The sequence below is a fragment of the Alkalihalophilus pseudofirmus OF4 genome (genome assembly GCF_000005825.2).
Classification (GTDB): domain Bacteria; phylum Bacillota; class Bacilli; order Bacillales; family Bacillaceae_D; genus Alkalihalophilus; species Alkalihalophilus pseudofirmus.
Window position 1 is genome coordinate 3,350,034 of record NC_013791.2, and the last position, 16,384, is coordinate 3,366,417.

Here is a 16,384-nt window from a genome sequence, read left to right on the forward strand (position 1 = left end):
AAATCTGAGAGCGGTTTTTACTAGTATTGATTGTTTTAGTTTGTAACCGAACGTATTCTCACGGCACTAACTTTAAAGCCTGGCATTCTGCAAGTAGGATCTAGTTTTTTTGAGATTAATTGATTTACATTTTGAGTTTCTTCCCAATGAAACGGCACAAATAGTGTGTCTTTACGAATGGAAGCACTCAACCTGCTCCTGACTATAATGCTGCCTCGTTCTGACTCAATTTCAACTAAAGCCTGATCGTTAATTTTATATTCTCTCGCTGTTTCCGGATGGATCTCCATAAAAGACTCAAATTCCCTTGCAGCAAGACTAGAACTTTTGCGCGTTTGTACACCTGTTAGATAGTGAGACATGACTCTTCCTGTAGTTAAATACAAAGGAAAATCCTCTGAGGGTGTTTCCTTTTTAACTTCTGCTTTGTTAGGCACCGGGATCATTTTTGCTTTCCCGTCCGAATGAGCAAAACGTTCTTCAAATAAACGTTCTGTGCCAGGATGTAATTCATCGGTACAAGGCCATAATATTCCGTTTTCTTTTCTTAGGCGATCATACGTAATTCCAGAGTAATCAGCTAATCCACCTTTGCTGACTTTCCTTAATTCTTCAAAGATTTCTTCGGAGGTATGATAAGAAAAATAATCGCCATATCCAAGTGCTTGAGCAACTTCGCAAATAATTTGCCAGTCATGCTTTGCATTTGCCTTTAATGGGAAGCTCGCCTCTCTTAAAGTCACTCTTCCTTCAACATTTGTCATGGTCCCTGAGGTTTCTAAATAAGAAGTTGCAGGTAAAATCAAATCGGCTAGGCTGGCCGTTTCCGAAATAAACATATCTACGGCTACGAAAAAGTCTAACTTCTCTATAGCTTGTTTCACAAAAGCCGAGCTAGGATTAGATACTATTGGGTTTGAACACATAAGAAACAAACCCTTTATTTCGCCTTCATTCATTTTTTCAAACATCTCAAAAGCGGAAACCCCCTTGCGAGGTAAATCCTTTTCCTTCACTCCCCATAGGTTTGCCACATACTCACGATGCTCTTGATTTTCAATGGACCGGTAGCCTGGCAGCTGATCTGCTTTTTGCCCGTGTTCTCTAGCCCCTTGACCATTTCCCTGACCTGTAACAGCTCCAAATCCTGAATAAGCTTTCCCCACCTTTCCAGTAGCTAAAAGAATATTCAAGAAATTCCTTACTGAGATCGACCCATCTGTCTGCTGCTCGACTCCCCTTGCGGTAAAAATCATGCCTGTTTCTTCTTTTCCAAACACAGTCGCAGCTTGCTCAATTAATTTGCTTTCTACCCCGGTTAACCTAGCAATCTCTTCTAGGTCAAGAGAAGCTACATGACTTTTCACTTCATCAAAACCAGCTACCCTTTGTTCTATAAAAGAGTGGTCTATTAGTCCTTTTTCAATAATGACCTTTAATATTCCATTCGCTAACGCTGCATCCATCCCAGGTTTCACCTTCAAATGGATATCTGCTAGTTTAGTTGTCATCGTCTCTCTTGGGTCAATTGCTATGATAAAGCAGCCCTTCTCTTTTGCTCTTTCAAAGTATGGCATCATCGTTGGCTGACATTCAGCAATATTCGTTCCAGCTAATATGATGCACCTGGTACCTTCAATATCCCTTATGCTATTTGTAAAACCCCGATCCATTCCAAAAGTCTGAACGGCCGCTGAGGCTGCTGATGACATACAGAGACGACCATTATAATCGATATATTTAGTTTGAAGGGCAACACGGGCAAATTTGCCAAGCAAATAGGCTTCTTCATTCGTAATGGTTGCACTGCCATAAACAGAAAGTGCATTTTTTCCATAAGATGATTGAATGCCTGTGAACTTCTCTTTAATCAGAGCAATAGCATGTTCCCATGAGATTTCCTGAAATTCCCCATCTACATTTAATAGCGGATTTCTTATTCGATCTTTATGCAGGGCATGTTGGTGTGCATGTAACCCTTTGATACAGAGACGTCCTTGTGAAGTTGGATTATCTTTAGCAATTGTTTGATATTTTTTTCGCGTAACGGTAGATTGCTCAATCAGCTGCATTTTACATTGCATACTGCAGAAAGGACATTGAGTATCATATATTTTTTCAGTTTGGACCTCTTTTTGTTTTTTTCTAAAATAACGTAATAACAGTTCAGTCATCTACCAATCATTCCTTCAAAAAGTAGTATAGTCAATATTAAGTCCGCACTTTAACCGATACTTCTTTCCCTACACACGTACACCTGTTTCGAGTTCTGAATTTTCGTTCAATTCATCTCGTAATTCATTATCTAACAGAATCTCTCGTACATGTAAAAGGTTCATTCGTTCCAGCCACTCAAAAAGCTGTTCACTATATCTCGCGGTTTGGCGATAGTATTCAATAAGGCTTATAAAGATTTCTAGTAATTCATGATCAGAGTTCGCTACATATAACAGCTGGACAGCCTTCATATCTTTTTGCATTCCACCTACATAAATTTCCCAACCAAGATTAGAATGAACAACCCCTATATCCCCCAACTCAATTCTTTTTTTAGTATGAATACAACCTGACACCCTGACTTTTATACGATGAGGAGTGTTTATGTGAGTGATCATCTGATCCATTTTTTCACCTAGCTTAAACACCTCCTGCTTGTCGCACAGACAATTTTCGTCTCCCATACATTCATTCATAACCTGAACTATATTTGCATCTTTCCTCATTAACGAAAGGTCGGTTTCATTATCTATTGCACACAGGGCCTCTTCACTAACACCTAATAACGAAAGTCTTTGCTCTTCTGTTATGAAAGCTTGTCGTATACGATATTTTTCCATTAAGTCTGCAAGCTTTCTTAGTTGTTTTGCATCTGTAAATCCTCCATACATATGAGGAGAAACGATGTAAGATCCATCATGTTGCCTCACCGCATAGGGATGATCAAAAAGTTCGAATGATGCTTCTGCTTGTTTATGGCTTGGGTTTAGCATTTTAATGTAATAATCGATGGCCGCAGCACACAGTGAACATCCTTCTTTATTTGACCAGCCCAATCGAGAAGTGACTTCTTCAAAAGACACAAGCTGCAGCGTCTGCATATTTGTCACTACTTCCTCATCTGTTAATGACGTACAAGAACATAATGAACGTTCTTCCTTCACTTCTTTAAACTCAGCACTTTGCATGTACGTCAACAAATCGCCCACCAAGGACTTACATCCGCCGCATGCACCAGAAGCCTTTGTACATTTTTTTACTTCCTCAATGGTTGTTAATGCCTGCTTTTGAGCAACTTCAATTATTTCTCCTTTTGACACTCCATTACAGTTACAAACAATAGCAGCACTTTCCATAGTAGATATCTCTGAATTCTCTGGTGAACCTTCTTGCATTAAAAGCTTCTTTTCCTTAGCCGTTATTGCTTTCTTCTTATAAATGTAATCAATTAATCGATTGGAGGCAGTGGCATCTCCAAACATTATGGCTCCTTTAACCCTGTCATCTCTTAAAACAATTTTCTTATAAATAGATTCATCTTCGTCATAATGAATCATCGTTTTGGTTGTATCATCCTCTCCCCAGTTTCCTGCTGAGAACACTTCCACTCCAGATATTTTTAATTTCGTTGATAAAGTAGAGCCTTGATAACCATGTGAATCCACTTCACATATATGTTTTGCTAGCTCTTTTCCTTGCTCATACAATGGTTTAACAAGTCCATATACCTTATTTCGGTGTTCTGCACATTCACCCACTGCGTATATATCAGGCGCACTAGTTTGAAGATAATCATTCACTTTTATAGCTCTTCTTGTTTCAATCCCGGCCTTTATTGCAAGCTGAATATTAGGTCTGACACCAGCTGCCATGACCACTACATCTGCAGCTGCTTTAGTTCCGTCTTTAAAACGAATACCTTCTACCCGCCGTTCACCCATGATCTCAGCCGTCTCTTTTTCAAGCAAAAAATTCATTCCTTGTTGCTCAAGCTCATGCCGCAGCATTTTCGATGCGGTAGAATCCAGCTGCTTATCCATCAATGAGTTAGAAAGATGAACCACATCTACCGCCATTCCTAAGCCCAACAGGCCTCTTGCCGCTTCCAGCCCTAACACTCCGCCGCCTATGACTACAGCTTTTTTATACCGCTTTGCACTCTCCATCATCTGAGTACAATCCTCTATTGTTCGAAAAGTATGGACTCCCTCTTTTTCTGCCCCTGGGACTGGCAAGATAAAAGGGGTAGATCCAGTTGCAATGATCACTTTATCATACTGAACTTCTTTATTTTGATTCGTACGGATACACTTTTGCTGATGATCAATCTCTGTAACGGTCTCACTTGTATACAATTGAATACGATTCTTCTCATACCAGTTTCGATCATTTAGAGTAATATCCCTTATCTTCGCTGAGCCTTGTAAAACGGAAGATAACAGGATGCGGTTATAATTGAAATGTGGCTCGCTTCCGAATATGGTAACATCAAATCGATCAGGCTGAAGCTTGAAAATCTCTTCTAGACAATGGACTCCTGCCATCCCATTTCCAATGACCACTAATCGTTGCTTCCCCATATAGTCCCCTCCTGTTTTTAATAACTTTTATCTAAAAAACTGTCTGCACGATTTGTACCAATACATATCATTTCTATTTTAACTAACCAGTAAGTGTAAAATCTTTAATCATGTCAGATCAACTAACATATTCTTTTTTACCAAACACAAAAAAACACAACTTGTAAGAATACAAGTTGTGTTTGACATGTTTTACGTACGAATTAACGTGGAATATATTTTAAAGGATCGACTGAGTTAGATTTCGCGCCATTCCAGCCGCCTTCGTGTACTTCAAAGTGTAAGTGCGGTCCAAACGAACGGCCTGTATTACCCATCATACCAAGGCGCTGTCCTTTTGTTACACGGTCTCCATTACTCACTTCACGATTTTCTAGGTGAGCATATAATGTCGTGATTTGCTGGCCATTTACCATATGAGAAATTAATACGGTATTTCCGTAACTTGAAGAGTAGTAAGACTGAACAACTTGTCCATCTGCTACTGCAACAATTGGAACGTCACCAGTACGTCCATTCTTACCAATATCAATTCCGTGGTGCATACGGCCGCCAAATGTTGCACGTGGTCCGTATGTTGATGTAATCGTTCCTGTTGCCGGACGCATAAACCCTGAGTTCGTTACTGCAGGTGCACTATGCTGCGTGTTACTGCTTGCACTCGAATTTGAACTAGAGTTTGAGTTTGATCCAGAACTTCTTGAAGTCGATTGCTGGCTCGCAGCCGCTGCTGCAGCTTCTTCTGCTTTACGCTTTTCTTCTTCTTTGCGTTTACGCTCTTGTTCTGCTTCATATTCTGCAAGCTGCTGTGCTAATGCCGCTTCTTGCTGCTTTAGAATTTCATTTTCATTATCTAAGTTACCAAGATCGGTATGAAGCTCGCCTTCTTTTTGCTCAAGCTGACCGAGAAGACGATCTTTTTCTTGACGTTGTGCTTCAAGTTCAGCACTTAACTCTTCAAGCTCGATTAGCTGCTGCTCTAAATTAGAAAGCTCGCTTTCAACGGTCTCTTTCGCTTCTTCAAGAGCTAAGTGATCTTCCATATGTGCTTCTAGGATACTACGGTCCTGCTGAGCAATAACCGTTAACGCACTGACACGATCAAGGAAATCACCGAAATCTTTTGATCCTAAGATCACTTCTAAATAGTCAATAGATCCGCCAGATTGATACATTGAACGAGCACGATCCTTTAATAGTTCATCACGTTCTGCGATACGCTCTTCTAAAATAGCAATCTCTTCTTGAAGTTCTTCAATATGAGCACGTGTTTCTTCAATTTCTCCGCGCTTTTCACGAATCTTTTGGTTTGTTTCAGACATCTGCTCATCAATTTCCTGCATTTCAGCATTCACTGACTCGAGTTCCGCCTCAATTTTCTCTAATTCCGCTTCCGTCTGAGTTGCTTTTTCTGAGTTTTGCTGCTGCTCACGTTGAACATCAGAGATTTGTTGTTTAAGTTTACTGTTGGCATGGGCTACATCCATTTTCGGCGAAAATCCAAACGAACTGAATGTAAGTATTGCGGCTGCTGCGACTAATCCGATTCTTCTCCTCATTCGACCTTGCTCCTCCTCATATGTAAGGCAGCAGCAAGAAGCTGCTACCTTTTATTACATTCATTTAGACTTTTAAAAACTTACGAACTGACATTACGCTTCCCCATACACCGATAAACGCTCCGATTCCAACTAACAGAGCAGCGATTTGCCATATATAAGGGAATGGCGATAACAGTGAGAAAAATAACATTTCAAACTGTGCTCCATACGCAGAGTAAAGATAGGAATAACCAAAACCTAATACGACAATCGGAATTAAGGAACCGACTACACCTAACAGCAGTCCTTCTACAAAGAAAGGCCAGCGGATAAAGCCGTTTGTTGCCCCTACTAGTTTCATAATTTGGATCTCTCGTTTACGTGCGATAATCGTAATTTTAATCGTGTTGGCAATTAAGAACATCGCTGTAAACATCATCCCGACAATAAGAATGACGCCAATGGTTCTAGCAAGATCTGTAAAAGCGAACAAGCGCTCAACAAAATCTTGTCCATAATTCGTTGACTCTACATAAGGCATTTCATCTATTTGCTGAGAAATAGATTCTGTTAATTGCGGACTCGCTGCTCTGACAATGAATGCATCATTAAGCGGGTTTTCCTCTCGTATCGATTCAAAAGCGCTTCCTGCTTCATTTAAACTGTCTATCAGCTGATCGAGACCTTCATCCTTACTTAAGAAGGTTACACTCTCCACGTTTGGGGTGTTTTCTATTTGAGTTCTTAGTTCTTCTTGTTGTTCAGGAGTTGCGGTTAATTCAATATAAGCTCTAATCTCAACATCATCTTCCACACTGCTTGCAAAATTATTGGCATTTAATATTAAAAGTAAAAACGCACCTACTACAAACAACATGACGGTAACAGCACTGATCGATGCAAACGTCATCCAGCCGTTTCGACCGAGATTTTTCGTGCCTTCTTTTACATGGCGTCCGAGGGTTCTAAATTTCATAACCGTATTCCCCCCTTACCTGGTCACGCACAACTCGTCCATTCTCAATCGCTATGACACGTCTTTTTAAAGTGTTTACGATGTCCTTATTATGAGTAGCCATCACCACAGTTGTCCCGCGATGATTAATGTCCTCTAAAATATCCATGATCTCCCAAGCAGTATCTGGATCAAGGTTTCCTGTCGGCTCATCAGCAATAAGCACATCCGGCTGGTTTACAATTGCACGGGCAATTGCTACACGCTGTTGTTCCCCACCTGATAATTCATCAGGGAGTGCTCTAGCCTTACTCTTTAAGCGAACAATATCTAAAACATCCATCACCTTACGTTTAATGACCGATGGATTCTCTTCAATTACTTCAAGAGCAAACGCAACATTTTCATAGACTGTAAGACTTGGAAGAAGCTTAAAGTCTTGGAACACTACACCGATTCTACGGCGCAGATGAGGAATTTGCTTTTCTTTTAAAGTAGATAGATTCGTCTTATCTATAAGGATATCGCCTCTTGTTGGGCGTTCTTCTCGGTACATCATTTTAATGAACGTTGATTTACCAGCACCGCTGGGCCCAACGACATACACAAATTCACCTTTTTCAATTGTTATATTAATGCCATTAATTGCAGAAACATTGTTTGGATACACCTTCCAAACGTCTTTCATTTCAATCAAGTATCTCACTTCCTTGCGTTCAGTCTCTCATGGTGTCTATTAACCTTCATGATTTCCTACGAACGCTGCTTACATAAGCAACATAATACGACGTTAAAGTCAGTACTTTTTGTAGAATATGAGCCTATCCTGTCGGCTCGCTTACCCATTATACCATTTATTAAAACTTGTGCATGATCATTTATGTTACATTTTCATTTCAAACGTGCTTTAAATTGTAAAAAAATTCGGTATAAATGGATGCATAAAAAAAGATCTACCCTCAATATGAGAGTAGATCCTTTGGCTTATTGAGCTTCAAGCCATGCAGCTAGGTTAGCAGCTTCGTCATCATCTAAATTTTGAGCAGGCATTGAACCTTGTCCGTTTTGGATGATGTCTTGAATTTCAGCAGCTGACAGGCCAGTTCCTACTAGAGCTGGACCTGATGCCCCTTGAAGATCGCCGCCATGACATGCGATACAGCTTTGCTCATATGTAGCACGAGCTGATTCTGCATCGTAATCACCAGCTGTTGCATCATCTGCAGGCTCATCTGCTGGAGCTTCATCTACTGCTGGAGACTCCTCATCAACCGGTGGAGCAGCTTCGTCTCCGCCGCCACATGCTGTAAGAGCAACAACTGCGCCAAGAGCTAATAAAAACTTTTTCATCTGTGTTTCCTCCTTTTTATTAAAATGAATTGGATAGATATGGGTAGAAACCCATCACACAATATTATAGCCGATTTATTATCCCTTACGCTTGCTTGAATCCTTCCCCAAGCACCTCTGTGGCATTCGTAACAATGACAAACGCTTTTGGATCAACGGCTCGGACAATTTGTTTCAATTTTGTGACCTCCTGCTGATTGACCACACACATCAGCACAGGACGTTCCGCATCCGTATAGCCGCCATGTCCGCTCAGCTTCGTCACGCCGCGATCGACATCTCTTAAAATGCTTTGGCGAACTTCCTCTTGATGATCAGAGATAATAAGAGCTACCTTTGCATATCCTACCCCCATTTGCACTAAATCAATCGTTTTTCCTGTAACAAATAATGCAATTAAGGCATAAAGTGCTAATTCCAGACTAAATACGACAGCTGAAGTCGCTACGATTAAGCCGTCAATGACAAAGACACATAAGCCAAGGGACACCCCTGTGTACTTATTGAAAATTTGAGCTGCAAGATCTGTTCCTCCTGTACTCGCATTGGCACGGAATACCGTCCCGAGTCCTAAACCGACTCCAATCCCGCCAAATAAAGCCCCTAGTAAAGGATCCTCAATCCCAACTGACCAATCTCTAGAAATAAAAACGACAAACGGTAAAAATATCGTCCCGACTAACGTTTTTATGCCGTATTTAAAGCCACCAAGCATCAGCACCCCTAAAATAAATAAAGGAATGTTAAACGCCCATAACGTGTACGCCGGCTCAAAACCGACCGTATAAGTTAACAGCGTACTAATCCCGCTTACTCCGCCTGATGCGATCTTATTAGGTAGTAAAAATAAGTTAAATGCCAATGCCACGATTGCTGATCCAACTAAAATATACGTATAATCAATCATTCCTTGCATTAAACGGCTGCGTGGCTCAGGCAGTCTTCTTGTGTTCACCATGCTTGTCACACTCTCTTTTCTTCGTAGTATGTCCTAAATCCTACGGTAGTATAGCACCACGGCCTCGCGCTGTAAACGCGAGCTCGCTAATGCGGTGAAGGGGTTGCGGGGTGCTGGCGCGGGACTGAGCATCAACTGAAGAACCTCGAGACCGAGCGCTCAGTTGATACAAATAACTCAGATACAGACGCTATTCCTGCCAATACTGACGCTATAAACTCCTCAGATGGCGCAATTACAAGTTAATTGCGTCAGTTCAATCTATAATTGCGCGGGTCGTGTTAATTATTTGTGCTGCTGTCTCAATTTATTGCGTCACTTCAAGCCGTCATTGCGCCACTCTGCTCGCCCTCTTCCCGCACCGCACAAAAAAAGACTGTTCCCAAAAGAACAGTCTCCCTGCTAGATTACATCTTCAATGATGAACGTAAATATGCATTGATAAATCCGTCTAAATCGCCGTCCATGACTGCGTTTGTGTTTCCGATCTCGAAGTTTGTGCGGTGGTCTTTTACAAGGCTGTACGGATGGAACACATACGAACGGATCTGGCTTCCCCAGCCGATTTCTTTTTGTTCACCGCGGATTTCTGCAAGTTCTTGCTGCTGCTTTTCAATCTCTAATTGATAAAGCTTCGCCTTTAACATCTTCATTGCTTGGTCACGGTTTTTAATCTGTGAACGTTCACTTTGACATGTAACGACTGTGTTTGTCGGCAAGTGAGTGATACGGATGGCAGAGTCGGTTGTATTAATATGCTGACCACCGGCGCCGCTCGCACGGTACGTATCAACTTTTAAGTCCTCGGTGCGGATATCAATTTCCACATTATCATCAAGCTCCGGCATGACTTCACAAGATACAAAGGATGTGTGACGGCGTCCTGATGAATCAAACGGAGAAATACGAACGAGGCGGTGAACCCCTTTTTCCGCTTTTAAGTAGCCGTATGCGTTATGTCCTTTAATAAGGAGGGTAACGCTTTTCACCCCAGCCTCATCACCTGGCAGGTAATCCATTGTTTCGACTTTAAAGCCGCGCTGTTCGGACCAGCGAGTGTACATACGAAGGAGCATGGATGCCCAGTCTTGTGACTCCGTACCCCCAGCACCTGGGTGCAGCTCAAGAATTGCATTATTTTTATCATATGGCTCACTTAAAAGAAGCTGCAGTTCAAAGTCATTTAGACGAGAGATTAACTCTTTTACGCCTGCTTCAAGCTCTTTTTCAAGCTCTTCATCCGCTTCTTCTTTCACAAGCTCATAGGATACTTCAAGGTTCTCGTACTTTTCTTCAAGCTCTAAAAATACATTGACTTGTTCTTTTAAGCCGTTTGACTCATTAATTACAGTTTGGGCAGCCTCTTGGTCATCCCAAAAGTCAGGAGCAGTCATAAACTCATCAAGTTCAGCCATGCGCTCTTGCTTCGCTTCTAAGTCAAAGAGACCCCCTAAAGTCTGTTAATCTTTTGGCCATTGCTGCTAGTTCTTGCTTCACTTCTACTAATTCCATACGCTCACCTCATTAATTAATTCCCTACATAGATTTATTGCCGAAAAGGCTAAAGGAGCCCGCATAAGCGGGGCTCCATTCATACCTATATTATACGTTAGCGCTTTATTTCCCCGCTCCGCAGCAGTTTTTGTATTTCTTGCCGCTTCCGCAAATGCACGCGTCGTTACGTCCGATCGTTTCACCTTTACGGATTGGCTGCTTTTTCTTCGGTTCTTGTTTAGATGTATCTTGATGAACTGCTTTTCCTTCAGCTACTTTTTGACGCTCAAGGTTCTGCTGTACTTGTGCCTTCATGATGTACATTGAAACCTCTTCTTCAATAGAAGCAATCATCGCTTCAAACATTTCGAAGCCTTCGAAGCGGTATTCACGCAATGGATCGTTCTGCCCGTATGCACGGAGGTGAATCCCTTGGCGCAGCTGATCCATTTGGTCAATATGGTTCATCCATTTACGGTCAACCGTGCGGAGCATAATAACTTTCTCGAACTCACGCATATGTTCAGGTGTGAACTGCTCTTCTTTTTCATTGTAGCGAGCAATCACTTTCTCCGTAATAGCCTCCACCATTTCCTCTGGATCTAAACCTTTAATGTCTTTCTCTTCAAGCTCGCCCTCTTGGAGAAGGTTTGCATTCATATAGTTGACGATCGCCATAAGATCCCAATCCTCTGGCACTTCATTCTCAGGTGTGTGCAGACGGACTGTGCGATCAATGACATCCTTAATCATCGTCTCCACAATTTTACGCAGGTTGTCAGACTCAAGTACTTCCATACGCTGCTTGTAAATGATCTCACGCTGCTCACGCATTACGTCGTCATATTGAAGGATTTGCTTACGAGCATCGAAGTTGTTACCCTCTACTCGTTTTTGAGCCGTTTCAACCGCACGTGAAACAAGACGGCTTTCAATCGGCTGATCCTCTTCCATGCCAAGACGCTCCATCATTGAACGCATATTATCAGAGCCGAAGCGGCGCATTAATTCATCTTCCATTGATAAATAGAATTGAGATGAACCAGGGTCCCCTTGACGACCGGCACGACCACGAAGCTGGTTATCAATACGACGACTCTCATGGCGTTCTGTACCTAGAACATGAAGACCGCCAAGCTCGCGTACACCTTCGCCTAGTTTAATATCTGTACCACGGCCGGCCATGTTTGTTGCGATCGTTACCGCACCTTGTTGACCTGCACCCTCAATAATTTCAGCCTCACGCTCATGATTTTTCGCATTTAATACATGATGCGGGACACGGCGTTTATTTAACAGCTTTGAAACAAGTTCAGATGTCTCAACGCTTACAGTACCAACCAGTACAGGTTGTCCCTTTTTATGGATTTCTTCAATTTCGTTAACAACCGCTCTAAACTTCGCTTCCATCGTCTTGTAGATAAGATCCGGCTTATCGATACGGGCAATTGGTTTGTTGGTTGGAATCACCATAACGTCCATGCCGTAAATATTGCGGAATTCTTCTTCTTCTGTCTTCGCAGTACCAGTCATACCGGCAAGCTTTTCATACATACGGAAGTAGTTTTGGAACGTGATAGAAGCAAGTGTCATGCTCTCGCGCTGGATCTGCATGCCTTCTTTTGCTTCAATCGCTTGGTGAAGACCATCACTGTAGCGGCGTCCTTTCATCAGACGGCCTGTGAATTGGTCAACAATCACCACTTCACCGTCTTCCACCACATAGTCCCCATCACGCTGCATGACGACATGTGCTTTTAAAGACTGATTTAAGTGGTGGTTTAACTGAACATGCTTTTGGTCATATAAGTTTTCAATTCCAAACGCGCGCTCTGCTTTTGAAACCCCTTCTTCTGTCAGCTGAACAGCTTTTGTTTTCTCATCAAACGTGTAATCTTCCTCTGCTTTTAACACGCGGATAAATGAGTTTGCCTGCGTGTACAGCTGGGTTGAACGTTCAACCGAGCCAGAAATAATTAACGGGGTTCTTGCTTCATCGACTAAGATCGAATCAACCTCATCGACAAGAGCAAAGTGAAGCGGACGCTGTACCATCTGCTCTTTGTAGAGAACCATGTTGTCACGAAGATAATCAAAGCCTAGCTCGTTGTTTGTGCTGTACGTAATATCCGCACGGTATGCTTCTGCTTTTTCTTCTTTAGTAAGGCCTGATTCGTTCAGCCCGACAGTCAATCCTAAGAAACGGAATAACTCACCCATCGTTTCACAGTCACGACGAGCTAAGTATTCATTGACTGTTACAACATGAACGCCTTTACCTGTTAAGGCATTTAAATAAACAGGGAGTGTTCCAACTAATGTTTTACCTTCCCCTGTTTTCATCTCAGATATATTTCCTTGGTGCAGTGCAATACCGCCTAATAACTGTACGCGGTAAGGTGTCATTCCAAGGACACGTGTTGAAGCTTCGCGAACAGTTGCGAAGGCTTCTGGTAATAAGTCATCTAGTTTTTCGCCTTTTTCAAGACGCTCTTTAAATTCAAACGTTTTCTTTTGAAGACCATCATCTGATAGCTTTTTCATATCATCGGCTAGCGCATCAATTTGGTCCACGATCTTTTCGTTTTTCTTTACTTGACGCTGACTTGGATCACCGATGACTTTTTTTAGTAGTCCTAGCATTGAATTCGCCCTCTCTTCATTCAGCTCATAACAACAACTTTCTATGAACGTGAAGCTTTATCTCGCATATGCTCAATTTTAACAGGTTAAATCTGCCCTTACAAGGTAATTACCGCTACGGGGCCTAGAAGATGTCGACACGAACCCGCCTTACAGTCAGTGAATCGACAACGCGAATCATTGAAAAAGTAAAACTTTATTAAATGGTGGGAGATTTTTTTGCCCCATCCCGAAACCTAAGCTTCACTTAGCCTTTCTTGTTTTTCATCAAGCTTCTATTTTTGGTACCTTGCACCCAATATACGGAATAAACCCATTTTCTTGAACGTTTTCATTTGATATAGTAGAAAAAAATGCAAAAAATGAGGAAATTCTGATGAAGAACCCGCTTAGCTATTTAAAAAAGGAGAGACCGTATCAACTTCGAACACTCATCATCCTGTTAGTATCGATTGTGGTCGTTAGTGCCCTGCTGTTAACCGGCCTTCTTGTTGCCTACGATACCGCCCAGCGCAGCGAGCGGACTCTTGAAGAGAAAGCACGGACAATCGCTGCAACGATCGGACAAACTCCAGATGTCATTTACGGGCTGCGTAACGGGGATCAAGATGGTTCTGTGCAAACCTTTACAAAAGAGGTTCAAGACCTAACCGATGTTCACTATATCGTCGTCATGGACATGAACAGCATCCGGCTGTCACACCCAAATGAAGAATTAATAGGGGAGAGATTTGTCGGCGGCGATGAGGACCGGGCCTTACAAGGTGAATCCTACACGTCAGTTGCAGAAGGGACATTAGGAGAATCTATGCGTGCCTTCGTACCCGTCTATGACGGAGATGAACAGATCGGCGTTGTCTCTACCGGTATTTTGCAAAGCCAGATCCGCTCAACGATCATTGAAGGTCAAACAAGCATCATTTACGGGCTTATTCTCGGTTTGTTAGCTGGCTTAATCGGAGCCCTGTTTTTAGCGCAAAAGATTAAAAATGTCTTAAATGGGCTTGAACCTAGTGAAATTTCACAGCTGCTTAAAGAACGCGAGGCGATGCTTGCTTCTGTTCGGGAAGGAATTATTGCGATTGATGAAAAAGGTGTGATCGTCGTTGCAAACCGTGCGGCTCTCAGCATGTTTGAACGTGCCGGGCTTAAGGGTAATCCATTAGGACAGCATGTCGCATCCTACATGCCAAACTCCCGACTGCATGAGGTATTAGTGCATAAAGAGATGAAATTAGACCAAGCGGAAAAGCTGAATAAGCTCGATATAGTCATTAATCATGTCCCTGTTAAGACGTCCGGCCGATTAGTCGGCGCCCTAGCTACCTTCCGTGATAAAACAGAACTGACGATGATGCTAGAGCAATTATCAGGTGCGAAAACATATGCTGAAACCCTGCGCAGCCACACCCATGAATTTATGAATAAACTCCATGTCATCTCGGCGATGGTTTTTACCGAGTCCTATGATGAATTGCAATCTTACATTCAAACAATCTCTGACTTCTATCAAAAGGATGTCGGCTGGATCTCCGACTATGTAAAGGACCCAGTCTTAGCCGGCTATCTTCTAAACAAATTAAGCTTCTTAGAAGAACAAGGCGTCGAAGTTGATTTGTGCGGTGAAATGCCGTGGCCTTCGATTAGACAAGCTGAGGTGCTGGATTCTCTTATTACAGTCATCGGCAACTCGCTGGATAACGCCTATGAAGCGATTAAAGACCAAGATGTGCAGGAACTCTATATTGACGTTTCATATTCAGAAGATGGTTACTTAGAATGGACCGTAGAAGATAACGGGCCAGGGCTTAATGAGGATCATCCGAGAAATTGGCTGGAGAAAAAGCAAACGACGAAAAGCGGCGACCGCGGCTACGGCATGTATCTAATTAATGAAGCAATCCGCCGTACAAACGGAGAGCTCGAAATTGAATCACAGAAAGGAGAAGGAATGACCTTTAAGGCACGCATTCCCTACACCAACCATGATACGAGTACTCATTATTGAAGATGACCCGATGGTAGCTAAGTTTAATGCGATCTTCGTTGAAAGAATTCCAGAGTTTAAGCTTGTTGGTGTCGCACGCGGCATTGAGGAGGGCTGGACGTATTTAAACGAGGAAGCTGTTGATTTAATTTTACTAGATGTATATATGACAAATGAGAACGGGCTGGATCTATTAATGGAACTGCGACGCGAGAATCATCCGGTCGATGTGATCGTCGTCTCCTCCGCCAATGACCGCGGTTCGATTCAAACCGCCCTCCGTTTTGGTGCGGTAGATTATTTGATTAAGCCGTTTGAGTTTGATCGTTTTCAAGATGCGCTCTTACGTTATAAGCAGACCTTTCAAGATATGAAAAAAGAAGCAATCCAGCAAGAAGAGGTTGATCGTTTATTTTTAACAAAAGGCAATTCAAACAAAAATGTCCCAAAAGCTGATCTCCCCTTGCCAAAAGGAATCACAAAAGAAACGTACATACGCGTGCTGCGAGAAATTAATAAGCATAGCGACTGGTTCTCTACCAATGATCTAGTAGACGCAACAGGCATCTCACGCGTATCATTGAGAAAATACCTGCAATATTTAACGAACTCAGATATTCTCCTGTTCGATGTCGATTATCAGCGCACAGGCCGCCCGCTGCATCAATATAAGCTGACCAACCAAGGCTATGATTATATTGTGAGTGTATTAAAGGAAGAGAAATAAGCGGGAACTGCCGTGTTTGCGGCAGTTTTTTGGTTTGGTGCGGTGTTTTATACTGGAGGACTGAGCGCTCAGTAGGAGTTTTTTAGCAAATTTGTTGTCTTTTTTAGCAAAACCGTCATTTTTTCTAGCAAACTAGGTGACTTTTCTAGCAA

General features: G+C 42.3%; 11 protein-coding genes. 2 read left to right on the forward strand and 9 right to left on the reverse strand.

What is annotated here, in order from left to right:
- Positions 1–35: 35 nt before the first annotated feature.
- The 9 genes from nasC to secA form a co-directional block, all read right to left on the reverse strand.
- The gene (nasC, locus tag BPOF4_RS16850) at positions 36–2,174 is read right to left on the reverse strand and encodes an assimilatory nitrate reductase catalytic subunit NasC (protein ID WP_012960429.1); all 2,139 of its coding nucleotides are present in this window, start codon (positions 2,172–2,174) and stop codon (positions 36–38) included.
- Between the two features lie 69 nt (positions 2,175–2,243).
- Positions 2,244–4,577: a nitrite reductase large subunit NirB gene (gene nirB / locus BPOF4_RS16855; protein ID WP_012960430.1), complete on the reverse strand. Its 2,334-nt coding sequence runs from the start codon at positions 4,575–4,577 to the stop codon at positions 2,244–2,246.
- Between the two features lie 203 nt (positions 4,578–4,780).
- On the reverse strand, positions 4,781–6,136 hold the full coding sequence (locus tag BPOF4_RS16860) for a murein hydrolase activator EnvC family protein (protein WP_012960431.1): 1,356 nt from the start codon (positions 6,134–6,136) through the stop codon (positions 4,781–4,783).
- 64 nt (positions 6,137–6,200) lie between these two features.
- Positions 6,201–7,094, reverse strand: coding sequence for a permease-like cell division protein FtsX (gene ftsX, locus BPOF4_RS16865; protein ID WP_012960432.1), 894 nt, complete (start codon positions 7,092–7,094; stop codon positions 6,201–6,203).
- Complete coding sequence (gene ftsE, locus BPOF4_RS16870; RefSeq protein WP_012960433.1) at positions 7,084–7,770, reverse strand: cell division ATP-binding protein FtsE; 687 nt, start codon at positions 7,768–7,770, stop codon at positions 7,084–7,086. Before ftsE ends, ftsX begins: the two co-directional genes overlap by 11 nt.
- Before the next feature lie 287 nt (positions 7,771–8,057).
- Positions 8,058–8,423, reverse strand: coding sequence for a c-type cytochrome (locus BPOF4_RS16875; protein WP_012960434.1), 366 nt, complete (start codon positions 8,421–8,423; stop codon positions 8,058–8,060).
- A gap of 85 nt (positions 8,424–8,508) precedes the next feature.
- Positions 8,509–9,381: a YitT family protein gene (locus BPOF4_RS16880; protein ID WP_012960435.1), complete on the reverse strand. Its 873-nt coding sequence runs from the start codon at positions 9,379–9,381 to the stop codon at positions 8,509–8,511.
- A 407-nt stretch (positions 9,382–9,788) separates the two neighbouring features.
- Positions 9,789–10,893 (reverse strand): peptide chain release factor 2 gene (gene prfB, locus BPOF4_RS16885; protein WP_148229539.1). Its coding sequence is split into 2 segments (ribosomal slippage): positions 9,789–10,820 and positions 10,822–10,893, totalling 1,104 coding nucleotides; the frame shifts between segments, so codons are not numbered across the junction.
- 105 nt (positions 10,894–10,998) lie between these two features.
- Positions 10,999–13,518, reverse strand: coding sequence for a preprotein translocase subunit SecA (gene secA / locus BPOF4_RS16890; RefSeq protein WP_012960437.1), 2,520 nt, complete (start codon positions 13,516–13,518; stop codon positions 10,999–11,001).
- A 376-nt stretch (positions 13,519–13,894) separates the two neighbouring features.
- Between secA and dcuS the strand changes: the two genes are divergently transcribed.
- Both dcuS and BPOF4_RS16900 read left to right on the forward strand, forming a co-directional pair.
- Positions 13,895–15,526, forward strand: a complete 1,632-nt coding sequence (dcuS, locus tag BPOF4_RS16895) for a DcuS/MalK family sensor histidine kinase (RefSeq protein ID WP_012960438.1) — start codon at positions 13,895–13,897, stop codon at positions 15,524–15,526.
- A complete protein-coding gene (locus BPOF4_RS16900) occupies positions 15,504–16,232 on the forward strand; it encodes a response regulator (protein WP_041822515.1) in 729 nt (242 codons plus the stop codon). Before dcuS ends, BPOF4_RS16900 begins: the two co-directional genes overlap by 23 nt.
- The last annotated feature ends 152 nt before the right edge of the window (positions 16,233–16,384 follow it).